Raw genomic sequence first — 23,724 nt, forward strand, 5'->3', positions numbered from 1 at the left:
GAGTGCGTCCGGGCGGATCAGCCCGCGGGCTCGAGCTGGACGACGAGCGGCCGGTGGTCGCTTCCGGCGCCGTCGAGGTTGGTCAGCACGATCGATCCGGTCGCCCGCCACGCCGCGGAGTGCATCACGTGGTCGATGGGCGTCGAGAGCAGGGCCGGCAGATCGGTGGGCCAGGTGCCGACGGCGCCGTTCCCCGTCGCCGCCGCCGCGTCGTCGCAGTATCCGAGGTCGAATCCGTCGGCCCCGAGGGAGGTCATGTGGTCCAGCGTCGCGTTGAAGTCGCCGGCGAGGATCACGTTGCCGTCGACGCACTGGTCCGCGACCCACCGGAGGTCGTCGACCCACTCGCTCATGTACTCGGGCTGCGGCGCCACCGCGTGGACGGCCACGACGATCGGCCCCTCGCCGTCCACGGGCATCGCCACGACGCTCGGCACGACCTCCGTGTTGCTCGTGAGGTCGGACGACGCCTCGATCACGGAGTAGTCCCCGAGGTCGGGGGAGATGAGGAGCGTCGTCTGCCACGCCTGCGGCCCGTCCTGCAGCTCGGGCTGGAGCGCGACGTGATGGACCCACATGGGTCGGTCGAGGTCGCGCATCGCGACGGCGACGTCCTCGCCGACAGACGCGGCCGTCTCCGGCAGCGCGACGATGTCGACGTCCATGGCGACGGCCGTCTGCGCGATCTCGTCGGCGCCCATCGCATTGCCCGCGGTGTTCCACGTCATGACGCGGACGCTCGTCTCGGTCGAGTCGGGCAGGGACCCCGTGCCGTACCCGCGCGCGCCGAGGATCACGCCGCCGGAGATCGCCCCGATGGCGGACACGAGCGCCATCGAGAGGGCGAATCCGCGGAGCGGCCGGATGACCGCGAAGAGCAGGAACACGACCGTGACGATCGCGAACGCGACGACGACGACGCCGCGCAGAGCCGCCACCTGCGCGACCGGGAAGACCTGCTCGAGCCGGAAGAAGCCCGGCCACGTGAGGATCGCCGTCGCGATGGCGAAGGCCACCGTCACGAGGATCCCGAGCAAGCGCAGCACGCCTTCGACCCTAGGCACGCCCGCTGTGAAACCGTCGCGAGCGTTCGCCGCGCACGCCGGGAACGGCCTCCGCGTACGCCCTACGATGGGGGGATGGACGGGGAGAGCGCGCCGCGCGTCGAGGAGCCCGCCGACCTCCACCTCCACTCGCGCAGATCCGACGGCACGCAGCCCCCCGCGGAGGTCGTGGGCTCCGCGCACGCGCACGGCGTGCGCACGATCGCGCTGACGGACCACGACACCACGTCGGGATGGGCCGAGGCGGCGGATGCGGCGGTCTCGCTGGGGATGACCTTCCTCCCCGGCGCCGAGCTGTCGACGCGGCTGGGCTGGCGCAGCGTCCACCTGCTCGCCTATCTCTTCGACCCGGAGGACCGCGCCCTGCGCGCGCAGATGGACGAGGTGCGCGGCGACCGCCTGGGGCGTGCGGAGCGGATCGTCGCGAGCATCTCCCGCGACTACGACCTGGTCTGGGACGACGTCGTCGCGCAGACGCAGACCGGGGCGACCGTGGGGCGGCCGCACATCGCGGATGCGCTCGTCGCGCGCGGGATCGTCGCCGACCGCTCAGAGGCCTTCGGCGGCATCCTGCATCCCCGCGAGGGCTACTACGTGCCGCACGACGCGCCCGACACCTTCGCGGCGATCGCGCTCGTGCGCGCGGCCGGCGGCGTGCCGGTCATCGCCCACCCCGCGACGACGGCGCGCTCGGGCATGATCCCGCTGGACACCCTGAACGACCTCGTCGACGCGGGACTCGCGGGCTTCGAGGTCGACCACCGCGAGAACCACCCCGACGGGCGCGCCGTGCTGCAGCGGCTCGTCGCCGACCGCGACCTCATCGCGACGGGGTCGAGCGACTATCACGGACTCGGCAAGCCGAACCTGCCGGGGGAGAACACGACGCCGGCCGCGATGGTCGAGCGGATCATCGCGGGCGGATCGGGAACGCCTCCCGTGCGCGCCTGACGGCGCCGCGTCAGGCGCCCTGCGACGCCTGTCCCGAGACGCGGCGACGGCGCCGGCGACGTGCGGGCGACGGCTTGCCGTCGTGGTGCTCCCTGCCTTCGCCGTCGTGTGTGCCCTGGCCCTCCGGGGCCGCGGCATCACGGCCGTCGGTCGCCTGCCCGTCCGGGCGGCGCCGGTGCCGGCGCGGCTTCGACTCCCCGCCGCCCGTCTCGCCGGACACGGTCTTGACCGCCGCGGTCGCCGGGGCCTTCGTGAGCCGCCCCTTGGTGCCCGCGGGGATGGCGAGGTCGGCGTAGAGGTGCGGGCTCGACGAGTACGTCTCGGTCGGCTCGGGCTGTCCGAAGTCGAGGGCCCTGTTGATGAGCGCCCACTTGTGCAGATCCTCCCAGTCGACGAACGTCACGGCGATGCCCGTGCGTCCGGCGCGCCCCGTGCGTCCCACGCGGTGCAGATAGGCCTTCTCGTCGTCCGGGATCGTGTGGTTGACGACGTGGCTCACGTCGTCCACGTCGATCCCGCGCGCGGCGACGTCCGTGGCGATGAGGACGTCCTTCTTGCCCGCCTTGAACGAGGCCATGGAGCGCTCGCGCTGCTCCTGGCCCATGTCCCCGTGCACCGCAGCGGCGTTGAAGCCGCGGTCGTTGAGCTCGTCGACGAGCTTCTGCGCCGCGCGCTTGGTGCGCGTGAAGATGACGGTCTTCCCGCGGCCCTCCGCCTGCAGCACGCGCGCGATGATCTCGATCTTGTCGAGCGCGTGCGCCCGGTAGACGATGTGGCGGATGTTGGCCTGCGTGAGGCCCTCGTCGGGGTCCGTCGCGCGGATGTGGATGGGGTTCACCATGAACCGCCGCGCGAGCGCGATGATCGGGCCGGGCATGGTCGCGCTGAACAGCTGGGTGTGGCGCTTCGCGGGAACCTTCTGGAAGATCTTCTCGATGTCCGCGAGGAAGCCCAGGTCGAGCATCTTGTCGGCCTCGTCGAGCACGACCTCGGCCGCGTTCGACAGGTCGAGCAGGCGCTGGCCGGCGAGGTCGATGAGGCGCCCCGGCGTGCCGACGACGATCTGGGCGCCGGCCTTGAGCTGCTCGATCTGGCCCTCGTAGGCCTTGCCGCCGTAGATCGCCACGACGCTCGTGGAGCGGCCCGTGGTGAGCAGGTCGATGTCCTCGTAGACCTGCACGGCGAGCTCCCGCGTGGGCACGACGATGAGGGCCTTCACGCCGGGCTCGGGGTTCGCGCCGATGCGCTGGACCACGGGGATCCCGAAGCCGAAGGTCTTGCCCGTCCCGGTCTTGGCCTGGCCGATCACATCCTGTCCGGGGAGGGACAGGGGGATGGTCTGCTCCTGGATGGGGAAGGTGTCGACGATGCCCTTGGCGGCCAGTGCGTCGACGATGTCCTGGTCGATGCCCAGCTCGGCGAATGACGTCATGGAGTTCTCGTGCCTGTCTCGGCGGGCCGGTTCGCGAAGGGCGGTACGGGCCGCGCCGCTGGATGCGTCCACGCCCTCTCAGCCACAGGCGCGGTGCCCCGATCCGTCGCCGGGGCCGAGTCCACCCTACCGGAGGGGTCCGGCTCCCGCGGCCCCGACGACCCGGTGCCGATGCCGGGTGACGCAGGACGTAGGCTTTCCCCCGTGGTCAACTGGCAGTTCTGGCGGCGGCCGACGCCCGCGCGCATCCTGCGTCTGCGTCCGCGCGGCGAGCTCACCGGCGCGGTGCGCGTCGAGTTCCAGGAGCTGGCGCCGGACGTGCGCACGTTCCTCGGTCAGGCGGCCTACCTGCAGCTGGGCTATTTCGAGACCCTCACGCGGCTCATCCGCGCCACGCCCGACCTGGCCGAGAAGGAGGCACTCTCGCTCGCGGCGGGAGCGGCCCTGCGCAAGCACAGGGGGATCATCGACGTGATCCGAGACGGGGGCGACGACCCGACGGAGCTCATGCTCCCGTTCCAGGAGCAGCTGGACGCGTTCCGGCGCGAGACGATCGGCGCGCGTCCCCGCGAGACGATGCTCACCGTCCACATCACGGCCGGCATGCTCGACGACTTCTATCTCGCGCTCGCGTCGGGATACGGCGAGACCGGGCGACGCGTGGCGAGGGTGCTGCGGTTCGACCACGATCGCCAGCAGATCGCCCAGCTGCTGGTCGAGACGATCGGCAGCGACGAGGAATGGCGATCGCTGCTGTCGATGTGGGCCCGGCGCCTGGTGGGCGACACCCTGCTCGTCGCGCGCGCCGCGCTGCGGATGGACGCGGCCGACGAGGGCGCCCGGACCGGCGACGACGTGGAGAAGGTCGTCGAGCCGGTGTTCACCGCGCTCATGGCCGCCCACGCGCGCCGCATGGACGCGCTCGGCCTGGCCGCATGAGGCCCGCTCAGACGAGACCGGCCGCCGCGCGCTCCGCCGCGTCGCGTGCGGCGCGCGTGCGCCCGAGGACGGCGCCGATCGCAAGGCCGACCACGGCGCTCGCGACGATCGTGAGGACCCACTGCCAGACGTTCGCCTCGCCGAGCCCGGCCCACGTCAGACCCGCGTAGAGCACGGCTGCCGCCGCCGTCGAGGTCGCCGGGACCACCGCCACACCGCGCAGATCGCGGTGGGGCAGCGCGTAGTGGATCGCGACCCCGCACACCGCCGACGCGATGAGCGCGAGCAGGATGTACACGGCAGGACCCGCTCTGCTCAGGCGACGAAGCCGACGCGGCGCGTCTCCTCGGTGCCGATCTCGACGAAGGCGAGGTTGGCGGAGGGGACGAAGTAGGCGTTGCCCTTGACGTCGGTGAACGACAGGTGGCTCGCCCCCTCGTCGAGGGCGGCGGCGACGGCGGCCTTCACCTCGGCCGCGCTGTCGGACGTCTCGAAGGTCAGCTCGCGGCCGGAGTTCGTGATGCCGATTCGGATCTCCACGGTGACTGCCTTTCGTCTGCGGTGTTCGTGCATCGAAAGCCTACGGCACGCGATCGGGGAGCGGACGCGCGAACGCTCAGGGCGAACGCGGCGCCGGGAGCGCGTCGATGTCGGACGCGGTCGCTACCGTGGAGCACATGCCGAGCTGGGAATGGGACGCCGCGCAGCGCGCCGTCGTCGGGATGCCGCAGGACGCGTCCGCGACCGTGATCGGGGCGCCGGGCACGGGGAAGACGTCCGTGCTCGTCGAACGCGTCGCCGCGCTCGTCGGCTCGGGAACGAGCGCCGAGGAGGTCCTCGTCGTGACGCCCTCGCGGGCCTCGGCGACCCGGCTGCGCGACGAGCTCGGACTCCGCGTCGCGGTGGCGAGCCCCGGCCCGCTCGCGCGCTCGATCGGGTCGCTCGCGTTCCAGATCGTGCGCGCCGACGCCGTGCGGAGGAGGGCGGACGCCCCCCGGCTCCTGACCGGCGCCGATCAGGACAGGATCCTCGCGGAGATCCTCGCCGGCCACGAGGAGGACGAGGCCGCAGGCGTCGATCGCTGGCCGGCGCACCTGGCGGCGCCCGTGCGCGCGTCGAAGGGGTTCCGGTCGGAGCTGCGCGCCTTCCTCACCGAGCTCGTCGAGCTGGACGTCCCGGCGCGCGAGCTGCGCGCGCTGGGGAGGGAGACGTGGACGGCCGTGGCCGATCTCGTCGACGACTACCTCAACGTGCTCGCCGGGATGCGCGCGACCCACTACGACACCGCCGAGCTGTACCGCCTCGCGGGCGCCGTGCTGCGGGAGGGCGCCTCGATCCCCGGCCTCGAGCGGCTGAAGACCGTCCTCGTCGACGACGCGCAGGAGCTCACCCGGGGCGGCGTCGCGCTCGTCGAGGCGCTCCGCGGCCGCGGCGTCGCGGTCGTCGCCTTCGGCGACCCCGACATCGGCTCCGGCGCCTTCCGCGGCGCGACGCCCGAGCTGTTCGCCCGCCTCGCGGCGTCGCTGGGCGCCGTGCGCGTCCTCGACGGCGACCACAGGTCGCATCCGGGCATCTCCCGTCTCGCGCGCAGCGTGACGCAGGCCATCGGCGCGGGAGGGCGGGTGGACCATCGCCGGGCCCCGGGGCCGGAGGTCGACCTCCGGGGAGCGGTGGAGACGTTCCGCGCCGGCTCCCCGTACGAGGAGGCCGACCGCATCGCCTGGGGACTGCGGGCGTGGCACCTCGACGAGGGGGTGCCGTGGGACGCGATGGCGGTCATCGCCCACGACACCCGTCAGCTGACGAGGCTCGAGGCCGAGCTCGCCGCGCGCGAGGTGCCCACGCGAGCGGCGGGCGTGCAGCGGCCCCTCGGCGAGCAGCAGGCCGTGCGCGAGATCGTCGAGATCGTCCGTCTCGGCCTGCAGCCGGCCGCCGAACGGGATCCCTCGGCGCTCCTCGACGCGCTGATGTCGCCGTTCGGCGGCCTCGACGGCGTGGGCGTGCGGCGTCTGCGTGCGCGTCTGCGCCATGCCGAGCTGGCGGAAGGCGGGAACCGGCCGGCGCGCGAGCTGCTGCGCGAGGCGCTCGCCGAGCCCGCGATCCTGGTGCTGCTCGACACCCCCGAGGCGCGCACGGCCGAGCGCTTCGCCGTCACGCTGGCGCGTCTGCACGAGCTCGGCCGCGGCGGCGCGACCGTCCACGAGCTCCTGTGGGAGGCGTGGGACCGTTCGCGCGCGGCCGACGGCCGCCGGCTGCAGGTCGCCTGGCGCGACGTCGCGACGTCCACGCAGGCGCTCGCGGCGGAGACCGGGCGGGCCCTCGACGGGCTCGTCGCGCTGTTCGACGCGGCCAAGCGCTTCGTGGAGCGCAGTCCGCAGGAGGGCCCCCTTCCGTTCATCCGCGAGATCCTCGACAGCGACGTGCCGGAGGACACCCTCTCGTCTCCCGAGCGCCCGGGGCACGTGACGCTGCTGACGCCCGCCTCCGCGCTCGGCACCGAGTTCGACGCCGTCGTCATCGCGGGCGTGCAGGACGGCGTGTGGCCGAACGTGCGGCTGCGCGGCGGGCTGCTCGACACCTGGCAGCTGCCGGACGTCGTGTCCGCCGCCCGGGCGGGACGCGAGACCCCCGACGCGGCGGGTGCGCTCGACCGGCGCCGCGCCGCGCTGCACGACGAGCTCCGGCTGTTCGTGCGCGCCGTGTCGCGGGCACGGGCGCGTCTGCTCGTGACCGCGGTCGACGACGACGATGCGACGCCGAGCGCCCTCCTGTCGCTCCTCCCGGCCCCGCCGGAGCACGGCGGACGCACCGAGCATCCCCTGACGCTGCGCGGCCTCGTCGCCCGGCACCGGCGGGTGCTCACCTCCGAGGCCTCGCCCGACGCGCGCCGCGAGGCCGCGGAGCAGCTGGCCGTCCTCGCGTCGGAGGGCGTGCCGGGCGCCGATCCCGCGCAGTGGTACGGCGTCGAGGGGCCGAGCACGACGGCTCCGCTCGTCGACGCCGCCGAGCGGCCCGTGCGCGTCTCGCCCTCGCGGATGGAGACGTTCGAGACGTGCGGCCTCGACTGGGCGGTGCGCGCGCTCGGCGGCGACACGCAGGCCGCGCCGTCGGCGGGGATCGGGACCATCCTGCACGCGGCGCTCGAGGCCTCGCCGGACGGAGAGCTCGACGTCATGCGCGCCGTGCTCGACGACCGCTGGGGCGAGCTGGACTTCGAGGCGCCGTGGATCGAGCGCAAGGAGCGCCGTCGGGCCGAGGAGTATCTCGGGCGACTCCACGCCTATCTGCGGCGCGTGCGCGGCGAGAACGGCGTCCCGCTCGCATCGGAGGCGACCTTCCGCGTCGCGATCCCGCTGGAGGGCGAGCTGCGGGCGATCGGCGTCCCCGAGGGGGGCCACGTGCCCGAGATCGGCCCGCATGCGCTCGTGAGCGGCGTGATCGACCGCGTCGAGAGGTATCCCGCGGGGGAGGGGGATCACGCGGACGCGCGCGGACGGGGGTGGCGCCCGATGTCCTCCGAGCATCCGGGCGCGGCCGACCACACCGTGGTCGTCGATCTCAAGACGGGGAAGGGCGAGGCACGCCTGTCGGACGCGAAGGTGTCGGGCGACGCGCAGCTGGCGGCGTACCAGCTGGCGGTCGAGGAGGGACTCGTCCCCGGCGCCGATGCGCGATCCCTCGCGGGCGCCCGCCTCGTCGTCGTCTCGCAGACGACGAGCAGGAGCGCGTATCGCGTCGCCCATCAGCCGGCGCTCGACGCCGGGTCGCGCGAGGAGTTCCTCCGACGCGTGAGGGAGGCGGCGCGCGGCATGTCGGCGAGCGTCTTCACGGCGCACGTCGACACGCACTGCCAGGGCTCCCACCGCCCGACCCTGTGCCGTCCGCACACCGTCAAGCCGGTCAGCGCCTCATGACGGTCCTGGGCACTCCCGCGAGGCGCGCGTGGACGGGCGCGCGGGCGCTGTCGGCGGACGTCATCGCCGCGGCCCTCGGGCAGCCCCGCCCGACCGACGCGCAGCGCGAGGTGATCGAGGCGTCGCCCGCTCCCGCTCTCGTGGTGGCGGGCGCGGGCAGCGGGAAGACCGAGACGATGGCCGCGCGCGTCGTGTGGCTCGTCGCCAACGGCCACGTCGCCGCGGAGGAGATCCTCGGGCTCACCTTCACCCGCAAGGCGGCGGGCGAGCTGGCGGATCGGATCGGAGCGCGCCTCGCCCGCATCGGCGAGCTCGGCGACAGGGGGCTGCTCCCGCACCTGCCGCGCATCGTCGCCGAGGGGCGCCTCGAGCGGGTCGAGCGCGCGGAGGAGCGGAGCCCCGCCGCGCGGGAGACGGTGCGCCGCCAGGTTCTCGACGAGCTCGCCTCCGAGTTCCGGACCGGGTGGGATCCCCGGCGGCGGGCCGGCGTGTCCGACCTGCTCGACCGGCCGCGCGTCGCGACCTACAACGCCTTCGCGGACGCCGTCGTCCGCGAGCACGCCGCCCGCATCGGGCGGGACCCCGAGGCGGCGCTCCTGTCGCAGTCGGCGTCCTGGCTGCTCGCGCGCCAGGTCGTCATGAATGCCGCGGACATCGGGCTCGACGAGCTCGACAACGCGCTCTCCACGATCGTCGAGGCGGTGCAGCGGCTCGCCGGCGATGCGCTCGACCACCGGGCGGACCTCGATGCGGTCGAGGCGTTCGCCGCGCAGTTCGCGGGGGAGCTGGGCCGCTTCGCCGATCCGAGCCGGGCGACCAAGCGCGAGATCGACAAGGCATGGGACAACCTGACGGCCCTGCCCCGGCTGCTCGCGCTGGTCCGGGCCTACGGCGAGGAGAAGCGCAGGAGGGGAGTCCTCGACTTCGCCGACCAGGTGACCGGTGCGCTCGAGATCGTCGAGTCGTCGCCGCAGGTGGCGGACGAGCTCCGCTCCCAGTACCGCGTCGTGCTGCTCGACGAGTACCAGGACACCTCCGTCGTCCAGACCCGCCTGCTGGCGACGGTGTTCCGCGACATGTCCGTCATGGCCGTGGGCGACCCGAACCAGTCGATCTACGGCTGGCGCGGAGCCGGCGCGGACAACCTGCACGCGTTCTCCGGCGCGTTCTCGCGGGAGGTCGCGGCCGGACGCCACGACCTCATGATCAGCTGGCGCAACGACCGCGCCATCCTCGTCGCGGCGAATCGTCTGCTCTCCCCGCTGGGAGGGGAGGGGACGCTCCCCCTCGAGCCGCTCCGCGAACGTCCGGGAGCGGGGCCCGGGACGGTCGAGCGCCGATACGAGCGCACCGTCGAGGAGGAGGCGGACGCCGTGGCCGAGTGGTTCGCTCGCGTGCGCGAGGCGCATGGCCGCGGTGCCGCACCGGGCGCCCGGGCGCACACGGGCGCCATCCTCTTCCGTGCGAAGAGGCACATGCAGACGTTCGCCGGCGCGCTCGACGCGCACGGCGTGCCCCACCGCATCCTCGGGCTCGGCGGCCTGCTGTCCACGCCCGAGGTCACGGACGTCGTGGCCGCGCTCCGCGTCGTCCACGACCCGACGCAGGGATCCGCGCTCATCCGGCTCCTCGTGGGACCGCGGTTCGGCATCGGGATCGCCGACATGGGCGCCCTCCACGATCTCGCGACGACGCTGTCCCGTCGCGACGGCGCCCTCGCTCCGCTCTCCGACGAGGTGCTCGCGCGGATCCGGGCGTCCGCGGGGGCGGACGAGCAGGTGTCGATCGTGGACGCCGTCGACTTCGTCCGGACCGTGCCGGACGACTACCGGCTGCTCTCCGCCATCAGCCCGGAGGGACGCGCGCGGCTGCGGGAGGCCGGCGCGCTCCTCGATCGCCTCCGGCGCGCCGCGGGCCAGCCCATCCCCGATCTCATCCGCCTGGTCGAGGCGGAGCTGAGGCTCGACATCGAGCTCGCGGCGAACGAGACCCGCGGCCCGGCTCGCGTGGCGTCGACGCAGCTGCGCGCGTTCGTCGACGAGGTGCGCGCCTTCCTCGACGCCGACGACCGCGGCACGATCGGGAGCCTTCTGGCCTGGCTCGACCACGCCGAGCAGACCGACGAGCTCATGCCGCGCACGGAGCCGCCCGAGCCGGGGGTGGTGCAGCTGCTGACGATCCACGGATCGAAGGGTCTCGAGTGGGATTCGGTGGCCGTCGTGCGGCTGACGGCGGGGGAGCTGCCGAAGACGCCTACGGGGACGGCGGGATGGCTCGGCTTCGGCGTGCTGCCCTACCCGTTCCGCGGCGACCGCGCGGCGCTGCCGCGCGTGGACTGGACGCCCGGCCCCGAGACGGACGCCAAGGACCTCGAGAACGCTCTGCGCGCGTTCAAGGAAGGGGGCCGGCAGCATCAGCTCGCGGAGGAACGACGGCTCGCATACGTCGCCGTGACGCGAGCGCGCTCCGAGCTGCTGCTGACGGGATCGCACTGGGCGGGGCAGAGCCGCCCCCGGGGGCCGAGCGCGTTCCTCGAGGAGATCGCCGAGGAGCTCGGCCTCGACCCGATCGCGCCCCTCGACGACGACGCGAACCCGTATGACGGCGAGGGGGGCACGCTGCAGTGGCCGCTCGACGCCCTCGGCTCCCGGCGTGCGCGCGTCGAGGACGCGGCCGCCGTCGTCCGCAGCGCGGTGGGGTCGACGCCGCAGCCGACCGCGGAGCTGGCGCGACTCCTCGCGGAGCGCAGGCAGCGCGACGAGGGGTCTGCGCCCGTCGTCCCGACGCGCGTGCAGGCCTCGCGCTTCAAGGACTACGTCACGGACTTCGCCGGGACCACGGGACAGCTCGCGCGACCGCTGCCCGAGCGTCCGTACCGGCAGACGCGGATCGGGACCCTGTTCCACCAGTGGGTCGAGCAGCGCTCCGGTCTCGTGGGCGCGGGGCCGCAGCTCGACGACGCGCTGTGGGACGGCGACGACGAGGCGGGTGCCGAGCGGGCGTCGGGCACGGCGTCCACGGACGTCTCGGCGGCCGACGCGGCGGAGATGGAACGTCTCCAGGAGATCTTCGAGCGCAGCGAGTGGGCCGCCCTGCAGCCCCTCGACGTCGAGACGGAGATCGACTTCGTGCTCCCCGGCGCGGACGGCGAGGCGCCGCACATCGTCATCTGCAAGCTCGACGCGGTCTACCGCCGCGCCGACCGCGGCGGCCGCATCGAGATCGTCGACTGGAAGACGGGGCGGGCGCCGCGCACGCCGGCCGAGCGCGAGGACCGCATGCTCCAGCTGGCGCTGTATCGCCTCGCCTATCACGAGCGACACGGCGTCCCGCTGGAGGAGATCGACGTCGCGCTGTTCTACGTCGCGGACGACCTCGTGCTGCGAGGCGAGCGCGTGTACACGGCCGACGAGCTCTCGCGGCGCTGGAACGCCGCGCGCCGGGATGCCGCGCGCCGAGACGCGTGAACGGGCTCAGCGGTCGCGGCGCTCGGAGCCGTCCGTCTCGCGTTCGAGCGCGATGTAGGCGTCCATGTCGAGCGGAGCGGTCGCCTCGGCGTCGTCGGCGGGCTGGGCCGAGGGGAGACGCACGTCCGGCACCGTCTCGGTGGTGAGGGGGCGCTCCTCCGCCGGGGCGGCGTCCCCCCAGCCGGCGTCCGGGTCGAGGCCGAGCTGCGCGGGATCGTAGGCGTCGGTCTGCATCGACGTGTCGACGGTCGCGGACGCCGTCTCCGGCACCCGGCCGATCGCCGCGAGCGCGTCGTCGACGTCGGAGGACGCCGCGCCGAGGCCCGCGCGCAGGCGATCGTCGCGCACGCCCTCGGAGAGCGATTCGAGGAGCGCCGCGGCGTCGTCCACGACCTCCGGGCGATGGGTCTCCAGACCGTGGACGAGCCAGCGCGCGAACTCCAGCTCGGCGTGCAGGCGCGCGCGGACCCGCAGAGCGGCGTCGGGAGCGCGGTGGGCCGCCGCGCCGTACGCCTCGAAGACGTCATCGGTCGCCGAGGGCGCGGACGACACCCAGCGCAGATCGACGGCGGGATCGTCGATCGACAGGCCCTGCCACTCGAGCACGCCCGAGACGCGCGGGACGCCCGCGACGTCGTCGACGATCACGAACGAGGTCGGCTGCGTGCCCCCGAGGCAGACCGCCGACTCGAACGACCAGAGCCGGTCGTCCTCGACGGCCTCCCGCCATCGGACCATGAGCCGCACGGGCACCCGTCCGCTCGCGCCCGCCGCGTCGAGGATGCGCTCGACCTCCGCCCGCGACTGCTCGGGAGAGCGGACGGGCAGGCCCGCCGACCGGACGACCGACCCCGGGAGGCCGTGGACGACGGCCATGGCCCGCCCGATCGACGTCGCGACGCCGGGCCCCTGAGGGATCTCGCCGGCTTCGACCTGATACCCGCGCACGAAGCTCGTGACGATCGCGTTCGTCCCGTCGTACGGGACGGAGCCGTGGAAGACGGGGGCCTCGAAGCCGAGCAGCTCGCGCACTCCCGACGTCAGCGCGCGCAGCGCCACGACCTCGGCCGCGATCTCGCGCTCCGCGTTCTCGTCCGCCGGCACGCGCACGACGAGCTCGCGCCCGTCGGCGAGCGTGGCGACGGCGGAGTCGTGGCGGCCGCCGCCTCCTGCCGTCAGGGTCCGTACGCCCGTGACCTCCGCACCGGGCACGGCGGCCGTCGCGGCCGCGGCTAGAGTGAGGAGTGAGCGTGCCATGGGTACCAGGTTAGGTCGCCGCCGCGCTCGTCCCACCGCGCCACGCCCGCGAGAGAGGTACCGGATGCCCGTCCACTCCGCCCCCCTGAAGGTCGACAGGAGCGCGGGGGAGCGCGACGCTCCCGGGCTGCTCGACGACGCCATCGCCGACGTCGCCACGCGGGTGCTCGTCGTCCGCGGCGACCGGGCGCTGCTGCGCGAGGCGGGCGGGCCCGCGCTCGACCTGGTCGACGTCGCGAGCGTGCCGGAGGACGCCCGCTGGGCGTTCCTCGGGCGAGGGCCCTCCGGCGAGGCCGTGCTGCTCGCGGCGTTCCCGGCGCAGGGCGCCGAGCTGTTCGAGCCCCCGCGCGCATGGGGCGCCGTGCGCGACGTCGGCGCGCTGCTGCCATCGGAGGAGCTGGACACGCTCGTCGCGGCGGTGGGCCTCGGCCGCTGGCTCGTCGACGCGCCGTTCTGCTCCGCGTGCGGCTCCCCGACGACGACGAGGCAGGCGGGATGGTCTCGGCTGTGCGACGGATGCGGTCGGGAGCACTTCCCCCGCACCGATCCCGCCGTCATCGTCGCGATCACGAGCGCGGACGGGGAGCGGCTGCTCCTGGGTGCGAACGCCGCGTGGCAGGGCCGGATGTACTCGTGCTTCGCCGGGTTCGTCGAGGCGGGGGAGTCGCTCGAGACGACCGTCCACCGCGAGCTGCGCGAGGAGGCGGGAGTGCGCGTCGACCGGATCCGCTACCTCGGCTCGCAGCCGTGGCCGTACCCGCGCTCCCTCATGCTCGGCTTCCACGCCGCGGCCGTCGTCGACGAGGAGGCTCGTCCGGACGGCACGGAGATCGTCGACGTCCGCTGGTTCACCCGCGAGGAGATCGGCGAGGGACTGGAGGGCCGCGGCGGCGTGGGGCTGCCCGGACCCGTCTCGATCGCGCACCGCCTCATCCGCGCCTGGTACGAGGGCGAGTGAGCGCGCTCGACGCCCTCGACGACCAGCAGCGCCGCGCGGCCTCGATGCTCCGCGGACCCGTCGCCGTGCTCGCCGGCGCAGGAGCGGGCAAGACGAGGGTCATCACGCATCGCATCGCGCACGGCGTCGACACGGGCGCCTACACCCCCCATCGCGTCATGGCTCTGACGTTCACGGCGAAGGCGGCGGGCGAGCTGCGGGGCCGTCTGCGCATGCTCGGCGTCGAGGGGGTGCAGGCGAAGACCTTCCACGCCGCGGCTCTCGCGCAGCTCAACTACTTCTGGCCGACCGTGGCCGGCGACGTCGCGCCGAAGATCGTGGACAACAAGGTGCGTCTGCTCGCCCAGGCGGCGGAAGGCCTGCGCCTGCGCCCGGACACCGCGACCCTGCGCGACGTCGCGGCGCAGATCGAGTGGCGCAAGGTCACGATGCGGACCCTCGAGCAGTACGGGAGGCTCCAGCGGACGGTCGGGCGCATCGGGCCGTCCGCCCTCGTCGACCTCATGCGCGCGTACGAGGGGCTGAAGGACGAACGGCGCCAGCTCGACTTCGAGGACGTGCTCCTCGCCTGCGCGGGGATGCTCGAGGCCGAACCGCAGGTGACGCGGTCGGTGCGCGAGCAGTACCGCCACTTCACCGTCGACGAGTATCAGGACGTGTCGCCGTTGCAGAACCGCCTCCTGGAGCTGTGGCTCGGAGACCGGCGGGATCTGTGCGTCGTGGGCGACGCGAGCCAGACGATCTACTCGTTCACGGGCGCCGAGTCGCGGTTCCTCCTGGAGTTCGAGAAGCGCTATCCCGATGCCACCGTGGTGCGGCTCGAGCGGAACTACCGCTCGACGCCGGCGATCGTCGACGTCGCCAACGCCCTCATGCGCGGCAGGCCGGGGGCGCTGAGGCTCGAGGCCCCCGACACGGACGGCCGGGGGGAGACGCCCGTCGTGGCGGGATACCCGGACGAGCGGGCCGAGGCGGAGGGCGTGGCCGACGCGATCGCCCGCAGGCTGGAGTCTTCCTCGCCGTCGCAGATCGCCGTGCTCTACCGCTCGCACGCGCAGTCGGCCGAGATCCAGGAGGCGCTCGCGCGGCGCGGCGTCCCCACGACCGTGCTCGGCGGACGGCGCTTCTTCGACGTCCCGGAGGTGCGTCAGGCCGTTCTCACGCTGCGCGGCGCGGCCGTGGCCCCGAGCGACCAGGGCTTCGTGGAGATCGTCCGCGACGTGCTGCGCAGTCTCGGGCACACGGACGATCCGCCCGCGGCGGGGGGTGCGCTGCGCGACGCGTGGGAGGCCAGGGCGTCTCTCCTCCGTCTGGCGCAGGAGGCGGCCGCCGGGACCACGCTGCGCGCGTTCACCGAGGACCTCCTCGCGCGGGCGAAGGATCAGCACGAGCCGACGCTGGAGACGGTCACCCTCTCGACGCTGCACGCCGCCAAGGGGCTGGAATGGCCCCACGTGCACCTCATCGGCATGGCCGAGGGGCTGCTGCCGATCTCGTACGCGACCTCGCTCGAGGGCGTCGACGAGGAGCGCCGGCTGGCGTATGTGGGCATCACGCGGGCAGAGCGGTCGCTCTCGCTGTCGTGGTCGCGCGGGTCGGCGTCCGGGCGAGGGCAGCGGGAGCCGTCCCGGTATCTCGCGGAGATCGGCACAGGCACTCTGCGTGCGGCCGGTGGGTCCGCCAGTGCCGGCGGCCGGCGGCGCTGACGATCGCCGACCTGCTCGGCTCGCCCGAGCGCCCGCGCGCTGCCAGCAGCTCCGCGGCGAGCGTGCCCGCGGCCACGCCGAGGGGCGACGGCACCTCGGGAGGCGTGCGCGCGAGCAGCTGCAGGGCGAGCACCGGCCAGGCGTCGTCCCTGTCTCGCTCGTGCGCGGCCAGACACGCGAGGCACGCGCTCTCTCCCGGGACGACGACGGGGCCGATCTGCGCCTGCTCGGCGGCGAAGACCACGGGCACGTGCGGGACGTCGTCGCGGACGAGCGGCGCCCACGCGCTCGGCGGGACGAGGTGGTGCGCGATGAGGACGACGGGCACCCGGCGGCTCGTCGCCGCGATCGTGACCCACTCCGGCGCCCATCCGCACGCCGCGAGGGCGTCGCAGACGACCATGACCGTCCGTGGCGGCACGCCGTCGGCGGTCACGACGTGCAGGGGGCGTGGCGCTCCCACGCGCCGCAGCGCGGGGGCGATGGCGTCGAGGAAGGCGCGCAGGGAAGACGTCTCGACCCGCAGCACCGCCGCGAGCGCGTCGAACTCGTCGTCGTCGACGCCGTCAACGAGACGATCGATCAGGCGCTCCTGCCAGCGCTCCGGGTCGGCGATGCGGACGGCGCCGTCGACGCCGAGCTGGAGCGTCGACTCGTCGCGCCACAACGGGTGATGCGAGGGATCGAGGACGAAATGCGCCATAGCGCGATTCTGGCGCGAAGCGCGTCGCCGCGTGCGTGCTGTCCACAGGCTGCACGACACGACCCGCGTGCCGGATGGCCTGTGGACGAGGCGATCAGACGGGCCGATCGCCCTCGGGACGCCGGTCGGACGGGTCCGTGTCCTCGTCCGGCGACGCGTCGCCGGACCTCTCCGCCTCTTCGGCGAACAGGCGGGCGAGGGCGTCGTCGAGGTCGTCCGACGCCGGCGTCTCGCCGCGCGCCTGGGACTCGAGACGCGCGACGAGCGCAGCCGGGTCGTCGATGTCCTCCGAGGTCGGCATGAGGTCCGGGTAGTCCCACAGGCTGTCCCGCGCGGCGATGCCGACGGCCTCGGTGACGGAGCGCCACATCGCGGACGCCTCCCGGAGGCGGCGCGGGCGCAGGCGCAGTCCGACGAGCGCGCCCAGCGCGTCCTCCGCGGGCCCGCCCTCGGCGCGGCGACGCCGGATCGCCTCCGCGATGCGATCGAGGTGGGGCACGCGCGACGTCGCATCCGCCGTCACGACGTCGACCCATCCCTCGACGAGGGCGAGCAGGTTCTCGAGGCGGGTCAGGGCGAGGCGCTGCTCCTCGGACTGCTGGGGGAGGAGGGCTCCGCTCTCCAGCGCCGCGCGCAGCTCTTCGGGCTGCGACGGGTCGAGACGCGATGCCATCTCCTCGAGCGCGTCAGTGTCGACGTGGATGCCGCGCGCGTAGTCGCCGATCTGCGAGAGGACGTGGAGACGCAGCCACTTCGCGTGGCGGAACAGGCGTGCGGACGCGAGCTCGCGGGCGGCGATGTAGAGCGCGAGCTGGTCGTCCGGGATCTCGAGGCCGGCTCCGAGCTCGGCGAAGTTCTGCGGCAGGATCACGGCGGCTCCCGCCGGCAGCACGGGGATGCCGGCGTCTGCGCCGCTCACGACCTCGAGCGAGAGCTTGCCGACGACCTGCCCGAGCTGCGTCGCGAAGAGCGTGCCGCCGACCCCGCGCATGAGGCGCCCGGCGCTCTGGACGAGGTCCTGCATCTCGTCGGGGACCTGTGTGCGCAGCGCGTCGGTGAGGGCGTCGGCGATGCTCGTGGCGACGGGCTCGGCGACCTCCTGCCACACCGGGAGCGTCTCCTCGACCCACTCCCCGCGCGTCACGATCCGCGGGGACTCCGCGGTCGGCGAGAGCGTCGTCGCCTCTCCGAGCCACAGCCCCGCGAGCGCGTAGGCCTGGTCGAGGTCCGTGCGCTGGCCCGACGTCACGCCCAGACCGTCCTGGTTCGCGATGTGGAGCGCCTGCTTCCTCGTCGCCTCCCACGAGATGGACCCGTCCGCGGACCCGGCGAACGCGCCCTGGAACTGCTGCATCAGCTGCGAGAGCATCGCAGGATCGATCTCCATGCCCGCCATGCGAGAGAGCTGCTCGGGATCGATCGCCCCGCCGCTCATGAGCCGGCGCATGAGCTCCTGGAACTCCTCCTCGGGAGTCCTGTCGTCGTCTGCCACGTCAGCCGCCTTTCAGCCGGTGTCGGTCTGTCCGATCTAGGCTAATCGCGCCGGTCCGTGCTCCTCCCGCAGCGAGGCGGATGCGCTTACGCCACCCGCGAACGACGGCGGAAGGAACCCCGTGATGATCCCCGACGAGTCAGCGCCTCTGCGCGCCAGGACCGGCAGGCCCCTCGCCCCGCGCCGCACGGTCGCGGGGGTCTGGGCGCTCGTCGTGGCGCTCGTGGCGCTCGCGGCGCTCACCTTCCTCCCGACGGGGTACGTCATCCAGCAGCCGGGTCCCGTCTACAACACGATCGGCAGCGCCGTGGACGGCGACGGCGAGGACGTGCCCCTCATCTCCGTCGACGGGGCGGAGACCTACGAGACGGGCGGCGCGCTCGACCTGACGACCGTGCAGGTCGTCGGCAATCGCGATCGCACGCCCTCCTGGTTCGAGCTCGCGCTCGCGTGGCTCGACGCCTCGCGCGCCGTCGTGCCGATCGACGCGGTCTTCCCCGAGGGCCAGACGACCGAGCAGCGCGAGGAGCAGAACACGGCGCTCATGGTCGACTCGCAGGGCGAGGCGACGGCGGCGGCCCTGACGCAGCTCGGATACGACGTGGGCGCGCAGCTGCAGGTGGTGGGGCCGACGGACGACGAGTCCCCGGCCGAGGGGATCGTGCAGGAGGGCGATCTCATCCTGGCCGCCGACGGCGAGGCCGTCACCGACATCGACAGGCTCAAGGCGATCGTCAACGAGGGCGCGGGGGACCCCGTGACCCTGACGATCGAGCGCGACGGCGAGGACCAGGACGTCGAGATCACGCCGGAGGAGTCGGACGTGGACGGCACGACGACCTGGCTCATCGGCGTCTATCTCACGACGGCGTTCGACTTCCCGATCGACGTCACGATCCAGCTCGACGACGTGGGGGGCCCGAGCGCGGGGACGATGTTCGCGCTCGGGATCATCGACACGCTCACGCCCGGCGAGCTCACCGGCGGCGAGCAGATCGCCGGGACGGGCACCATCGACGCGGAGGGCACGGTGGGGGCGATCGGCGGCATCCGCCAGAAGCTCTACGGCGCCAGGGACGCCGGGGCCGACTGGTTCCTCGCGCCGGCGTCGAACTGCGACGAGGCCGTCGGCCACGTCCCCGACGGCCTGCGGGTGTTCTCGATCGGCACCCTCGACGACGCGCTCACGACGGTGGAGGCCATCGCGGAGGGCGACACGTCGGAGCTGCCGACGTGCGCCGCTGGCTGAGCATTCCCCCTGTCCGGGCGATGCACACCGTATGCATGCCTAGGATGGAATGGTGACCTCGACCTCAGCGCCGACTCCGGCCACGACTCCGTCCCCGTTCCGACGAATCGTCACGATCTCGCTGGCGGTCATCGCCGCGCTGGTGGTCGCGTTCTTCGTCTTCGCGTCGCTGTACACGGACTTCCTCTGGTTCGACCAGCTCGGGTTCGAGTCCGTGCTCGTGACCCAGTGGACGGGCCGGGTCGTGATGTTCGTCATCGGGTTCGCCGGGATGGCCGTGCCCGTATGGCTCGCGATCTTCCTCGCGTACCGGCTGCGCCCCGTCTACGCGCGTCTGAGCTCGCAGCTCGATCGCTACCAGGAGGTCGTCGAGCCCCTGCGCCGGCTGGCGATGTGGGGCATCCCGGTCTTCTTCGGGTTCTTCGCCGGCTTCGCCGCGTCGTCGCAGTGGGAGACCGTCTGGGTCTGGGCGAACGGCACCGCCACGGCGGACGCCGATCCGCAGTTCGGGCTCGACACGGGCTTCTACATGTTCGCGCTGCCGTTCTACGGAGCGGTCGTGGGCTTCCTCTCCGCCGTGGTGCTCATCTCCCTCCTGCTGACGGCGCTCGTGTCGTACCTGTACGGCTCCGTGCGCATCGGTCAGGGGGAGCTGCGGATCTCGAAGCCGGCCCGCATCCAGCTGGCGATCCTCGCGGGCCTCTACCTGCTCGTGCAGGGAGCGAACCTGTGGCTCAACCGCTACTTCACGATGGTCGACCAGGGCGAGCGCATCACCGGTCCCGGCTACGCGGGCGACACCGCGGTCATCCCCGGCCAGACCATCCTCGCGATCGTCGCGGCGATCGTCGCGGTGCTCTTCTTCGTCACCGCCGTGATCGGCCGCTGGCGCTATCCGCTCGTGGCGACCGCGCTGCTCATCGTCACCTCGCTCGTGGTCGGCGTCGGATACCCGTGGGCCGTGACGACGTTCCAGGTGCGCCCGAACGAGCAGTCCCTCGAACTGCCCTACTACCAGAACAACGTCGACGCGACGCGCGCGGCGTACGCGCTCGACGGCATCGAGACGGTGCCCTTCGCGGCCGCCACCGATGCGGCGGCGGGCCAGCTGCGAGACGACGCGGACACGACGGCGTCCATCCGGCTCATGGATCCGGGGATCATCGGGCCCACGGTGCAGCAGCTGCAGCAGTACCGCGCCTACTACGGCTTCGGCGAGACGCTCGACGTCGACCGCTACGAGGTCGACGGCGAGATGCAGGACACCGTCGTCGCCGTCCGCGAGCTCGACCTGAACGAGCTCGACTCCGACGCGCAGACCTGGAACAACACGACGCTCGTGTACACGCACGGCTACGGCATGGTCGCCGCGAAGGGCAACGAGCGCACGAACGAGGGTGAGCCCGTCTTCATCGAGAGCGACATCCCGTCCACCGGCGTCCTGACCGACCTCGACTACGAGCCGCGCGTGTACTTCGGCGAGAACTCGCCCCCGTACTCGATCGTCGGCGCCCCCGAGGGCACCGATCCCGTCGAGCTCGACTACCCGGCCGGCGAGGAGGGCGAGTCCCAGACGAACACGACGTTCTCCGGCGAGGGCGGCCCCAGCGTGGGCGGCTTCTTCAACCGGATCCTCTACGCGCTGAAGTTCCAGTCGGAGCAGATCCTCTTCTCGGACTACGTGAACGAGGAGTCGCAGATCCTCTACGACCGCGACCCGCGTGAGCGCGTCCAGAAGGTCGCGCCGTACCTCACCCTCGACAGCGATCCGTACCCGACCGTCGTGGACGGACGCATCGTGTGGATCGTCGACGGCTACACGACGAGCGCGACATACCCGTACTCCTCGCAGGTGAGCCTGTCGCAGGCCATCAGCGACTCGACCAACCCGACGCCGAACCTGCTGATCGACGAGATCAACTACATCCGCAACTCGGTCAAGGCCACGGTCGACGCCTACGACGGCAGCGTGACGCTGTACGCGTGGGATGAGGAGGACCCGGTGCTGGAGACCTGGCAGAAGGTCTATCCGACGACGATCAAGTCGATCGACGACATGTCCGCCGACCTCATCAGCCACGTGCGGTATCCGACGGACCTGTTCAAGGTGCAGCGCGCGATGCTCGGCACGTACCACGTCGACAACGCCCGGGCGTTCTACCAGCGCGACAACGCCTGGACGACGCCGAACGACCCGACGAACGACCAGGCCCTGCAGCCCCCGTACTACCTCTCCATGCGCATGCCGGGGGAGGAGGACCCGACCTTCTCGATGTTCACGACGTTCATCCCGGACGGCGGCACGCGAAACGTGCTCATGGGGTATCTCGCGGTCGACTCCGACGCCGGCTCGGAGGCCGGCACCGTGAGGGAGGACTACGGCAAGCTCACGATGCTCGAGATCTCCGCCGACACCACGGTCCCCGGGCCCGGTCAGGTGCAGAACTCGTTCAACTCCGATTCGGCGATCGCGCAGGAGATGAACCTCCTCACGATCGGGGCGTCGAACGTGAGCCTCGGGAACCTGCTGACGCTCCCCGTCGGAGGCGGTCTGCTGTACGTGCAGCCCGTGTACGTGCAGTCGACGAGCGGCACGTCGTATCCGCTGCTGCGCAAGGTGCTCGTGGCGTTCGGCGATCAGCTGGCGTTCGAGGACACGCTCGCCGAGTCGCTCGACGCACTGTTCGGCGGCGATTCCGGGGCGGAGACCGGAGACGACGACGTGACGCCCGTCGACCCCGACGCGGAGGAGCCGACGGAGCCGGCCGAGCCGGAGACGGATCAGCCGACGACGCCGTCCACCGACACGTACGCACAGGCCCTGGAGGACGCGCAGGCGGCGATCGAGGCGAAGCAGCAGGCGCTCGCGGACGACGACCTGGTCGCCTACGCGGAGGCCGATGAGGCGCTCACCGACGCCGTGGAGCGTCTGCTCTCCTTCACGGATGAGAGCGATACGGACTCGACCGAGGAGACGCCGGCCGAGTAGGGCGCGCTCGTCCCGCGAGAAGCCCCGCGGATCCCGACGGATCCGCGGGGCTTCGTCCGTCCGGGATGGCGGCGCGGCGAGGCGCGCGATCGATCGTGGCCCGTTGCCCGGGAGCGATCCGCGTCCCCGAGTCGCACAGCACCGACAGCTCGGCGACGGGCGCGCGCCCTCGCCGCCGCCCCGCAGCACGAGTGCGTCGCCCGGCCGCACGACGCCCGGCTCGACGAATCCGAGCCACTCGCCCGATCGGCCGGACAGGCGGAAGCGCCGCGTGAAGGTCTTGGGCCGGCCGAGCCGCCGGGGCCGTCGCCTCGTCTCGCGAGGAGCGTCAGCCCGTCGCCTTTCACGACGAAGGCCCGGTTCCCTCCGAGGAGGGAACCGGGCCTTCGGACTTGGTTGCGGGGGCAGGATTTGAACCTACGACCTCTGGGTTATGAGCCCAGCGAGCTACCGAACTGCTCCACCCCGCGGCACGTCTCATAGCCTAACACGGCGTCGGAGACGCGTCGAATCGAGTGGCCTCCTTGGCGCCGCCCGGGCGTGGCGCGAGGATGGGGCCGTGACCGACGACGCCGAAGGGCCCTCGGAGCTCCGTCCGGGGGAGAGCACCGCCGAGCGCCACGACCGCAACGGGAGCGGAGTGCTCCAGGAGCTGCGCGTGCTCCCGACCGGCACGCAGAGCATCACGGGGTTCCTGCTCGCCCTCTGGGCAGTGCTGCCGATCGCGTTCCGCGGCACCCGCCGTCATCTCGATGCGGAGGGAGCGTCGCGCGCAATAGGCTGAGCCGCATGCCGGAGAACGCCCTCGGAGTCGCCGTCGCCCAGTTCTCGCCCCGTGCCGACCCGCACGCGAACCGGGAGGAGATCGCGTCCCTCGTCGTCCGCGCCGCGGCGCGCGGCGCCCGCGTCGTCGTGCTCCCCGAGTACTCGAGCTACTTCGTCGATCCCTTCGACGCATCCGTCCTCGCGAACGCCGAGGCCCTCGACGGCGCCTTCGTGTCGTTCCTGCGGGGGCTCGCCGCCGCGCACGACGTCACGATCGTGGCGGGGCTGCTCGAGAAGTCGGCGGATGGCGAGCGGGTGCGGAACACGGTGGTCGCGGCCGACGCCGGGGGAGTGCGCGCCGTGTACCGCAAGGCCCACCTGTACGACGCCTTCGGGCAGCGCGAGTCCGACTGGGTCGAGCCGGGTGACACCGCGGAGCCCGAGACCTTCGTGGTCGGCGGCCTCGTCTTCGGGCTCATGACCTGCTACGACCTGCGGTTCCCGGAGTCGGCCCGTCTCCTCGCCGACGCCGGGGTCGACGTCGCCGTCGTCCCCGCGCAGTGGGTGCGGGGACCGCTCAAGGAGCACCACTGGCGCACCCTGCTGCTGGCGCGGGCGATCGAGAACACGATCTACGTCGCGGCGGCCGACCACACCCCGCCGCTCGCCGTCGGCAACTCCCTGATCGTCGACCCCCAGGGGACGGCCGTCGCGAGCGTCGGGACGACGACGGACGTCGCCGTGGCGTTCCTGGAGCGTGCCGCCGTCGACAACGTCCGTCGTGTGAACCCCGCGCTCGAGCTGCGTCGCTACCGCGTCGTCCCTCGCTGACCCCGGG

At 73.1% G+C, this 23,724-nt stretch carries 16 protein-coding genes and 1 tRNA gene; 10 read left to right on the forward strand and 7 right to left on the reverse strand.

The features are described 5' to 3' along the window. Positions 1 to 17 precede the first annotated feature (17 nt). A complete protein-coding gene (locus tag N8K70_RS07235) occupies positions 18 to 1,046 on the reverse strand; it encodes an endonuclease/exonuclease/phosphatase family protein (RefSeq protein WP_317140924.1) in 1,029 nt (342 codons plus the stop codon). A gap of 93 nt (positions 1,047 to 1,139) precedes the next feature. Here N8K70_RS07235 and N8K70_RS07240 point away from each other — a divergent pair, with 93 nt between their 5' ends. Next, the gene (locus N8K70_RS07240; RefSeq protein WP_317140925.1) at positions 1,140 to 2,015 is read left to right on the forward strand and encodes a PHP domain-containing protein; all 876 of its coding nucleotides are present in this window, start codon (positions 1,140 to 1,142) and stop codon (positions 2,013 to 2,015) included. Positions 2,016 to 2,025: 10 nt separating this feature from the next. On the opposite strand, the gene N8K70_RS07245 is transcribed toward N8K70_RS07240, so the two are convergent. Then, a complete protein-coding gene (locus N8K70_RS07245) occupies positions 2,026 to 3,447 on the reverse strand; it encodes a DEAD/DEAH box helicase (protein ID WP_317140926.1) in 1,422 nt (473 codons plus the stop codon). Positions 3,448 to 3,651: 204 nt separating this feature from the next. Here N8K70_RS07245 and N8K70_RS07250 point away from each other — a divergent pair, with 204 nt between their 5' ends. Then, positions 3,652 to 4,386 carry a ferritin-like fold-containing protein gene (locus N8K70_RS07250; RefSeq protein ID WP_317140927.1) on the forward strand — a complete coding sequence of 245 codons (735 nt, stop codon included), beginning with the start codon at positions 3,652 to 3,654 and terminating at the stop codon, positions 4,384 to 4,386. Between the two features lie 7 nt (positions 4,387 to 4,393). On the opposite strand, the gene N8K70_RS07255 is transcribed toward N8K70_RS07250, so the two are convergent. Both N8K70_RS07255 and N8K70_RS07260 read right to left on the reverse strand, forming a co-directional pair. Next, entirely contained in the window at positions 4,394 to 4,684 is a 291-nt protein-coding gene (locus N8K70_RS07255; RefSeq protein ID WP_317140928.1) for a hypothetical protein, read from the reverse strand. 17 nt (positions 4,685 to 4,701) lie between these two features. Then, positions 4,702 to 4,926, reverse strand: coding sequence for a DUF3107 domain-containing protein (locus tag N8K70_RS07260; protein ID WP_317140929.1), 225 nt, complete (start codon positions 4,924 to 4,926; stop codon positions 4,702 to 4,704). Between the two features lie 137 nt (positions 4,927 to 5,063). On the opposite strand from N8K70_RS07260, the gene N8K70_RS07265 reads away from it, so the two are divergent. Together N8K70_RS07265 and N8K70_RS07270 are read left to right on the forward strand one after the other, a co-directional pair. Next, the gene (locus tag N8K70_RS07265; protein WP_317140930.1) at positions 5,064 to 8,300 is read left to right on the forward strand and encodes an ATP-dependent helicase; all 3,237 of its coding nucleotides are present in this window, start codon (positions 5,064 to 5,066) and stop codon (positions 8,298 to 8,300) included. Next, positions 8,297 to 11,767, forward strand: coding sequence for an ATP-dependent DNA helicase (locus tag N8K70_RS07270; protein WP_317140931.1), 3,471 nt, complete (start codon positions 8,297 to 8,299; stop codon positions 11,765 to 11,767). Before N8K70_RS07265 ends, N8K70_RS07270 begins: the two co-directional genes overlap by 4 nt. Before the next feature lie 6 nt (positions 11,768 to 11,773). Here N8K70_RS07270 and N8K70_RS07275 read toward each other — a convergent pair whose 3' ends face one another. Then, positions 11,774 to 13,024 carry a phosphotransferase gene (locus tag N8K70_RS07275; protein ID WP_317140932.1) on the reverse strand — a complete coding sequence of 417 codons (1,251 nt, stop codon included), beginning with the start codon at positions 13,022 to 13,024 and terminating at the stop codon, positions 11,774 to 11,776. A 64-nt stretch (positions 13,025 to 13,088) separates the two neighbouring features. Between N8K70_RS07275 and nudC the strand changes: the two genes are divergently transcribed. Further along, positions 13,089 to 13,982 (forward strand): NAD(+) diphosphatase, encoded by an 894-nt coding sequence (nudC, locus tag N8K70_RS07280; protein ID WP_317140933.1) that lies wholly within the window; start codon positions 13,089 to 13,091, stop codon positions 13,980 to 13,982. After that, positions 13,979 to 15,688 carry an ATP-dependent helicase gene (locus N8K70_RS07285; RefSeq protein ID WP_317140934.1) on the forward strand — a complete coding sequence of 570 codons (1,710 nt, stop codon included), beginning with the start codon at positions 13,979 to 13,981 and terminating at the stop codon, positions 15,686 to 15,688. Before nudC ends, N8K70_RS07285 begins: the two co-directional genes overlap by 4 nt. A gap of 797 nt (positions 15,689 to 16,485) precedes the next feature. On the opposite strand, the gene N8K70_RS07290 is transcribed toward N8K70_RS07285, so the two are convergent. Continuing rightward, positions 16,486 to 17,883, reverse strand: coding sequence for a zinc-dependent metalloprotease (locus N8K70_RS07290; protein ID WP_317140935.1), 1,398 nt, complete (start codon positions 17,881 to 17,883; stop codon positions 16,486 to 16,488). A 124-nt stretch (positions 17,884 to 18,007) separates the two neighbouring features. On the opposite strand from N8K70_RS07290, the gene N8K70_RS07295 reads away from it, so the two are divergent. Continuing rightward, positions 18,008 to 19,132 carry a YlbL family protein gene (locus tag N8K70_RS07295; RefSeq protein WP_317141191.1) on the forward strand — a complete coding sequence of 375 codons (1,125 nt, stop codon included), beginning with the start codon at positions 18,008 to 18,010 and terminating at the stop codon, positions 19,130 to 19,132. 49 nt (positions 19,133 to 19,181) lie between these two features. Further along, on the forward strand, positions 19,182 to 22,121 hold the full coding sequence (locus tag N8K70_RS07300) for a UPF0182 family membrane protein (protein WP_317140936.1): 2,940 nt from the start codon (positions 19,182 to 19,184) through the stop codon (positions 22,119 to 22,121). A 393-nt stretch (positions 22,122 to 22,514) separates the two neighbouring features. Here N8K70_RS07300 and N8K70_RS07305 read toward each other — a convergent pair. Next, positions 22,515 to 22,591: transfer RNA gene (locus N8K70_RS07305), tRNA-Met, on the reverse strand. A gap of 89 nt (positions 22,592 to 22,680) precedes the next feature. Between N8K70_RS07305 and N8K70_RS07310 the strand changes: the two genes are divergently transcribed. Together N8K70_RS07310 and N8K70_RS07315 are read left to right on the forward strand one after the other, a co-directional pair. After that, the gene (locus N8K70_RS07310; RefSeq protein WP_394357813.1) at positions 22,681 to 22,905 is read left to right on the forward strand and encodes a DUF6328 family protein; all 225 of its coding nucleotides are present in this window, start codon (positions 22,681 to 22,683) and stop codon (positions 22,903 to 22,905) included. Positions 22,906 to 22,910: 5 nt separating this feature from the next. Further along, complete coding sequence (locus N8K70_RS07315) at positions 22,911 to 23,717, forward strand: carbon-nitrogen hydrolase family protein (RefSeq protein WP_317140937.1); 807 nt, start codon at positions 22,911 to 22,913, stop codon at positions 23,715 to 23,717. The last annotated feature ends 7 nt before the right edge of the window (positions 23,718 to 23,724 follow it).

Origin of the sequence: Microbacterium sp. AB, assembly GCF_032878875.1 — a bacterium.
In the GTDB taxonomy this organism is placed as follows: Bacteria; Actinomycetota; Actinomycetes; order Actinomycetales; family Microbacteriaceae; genus Microbacterium; species Microbacterium betulae.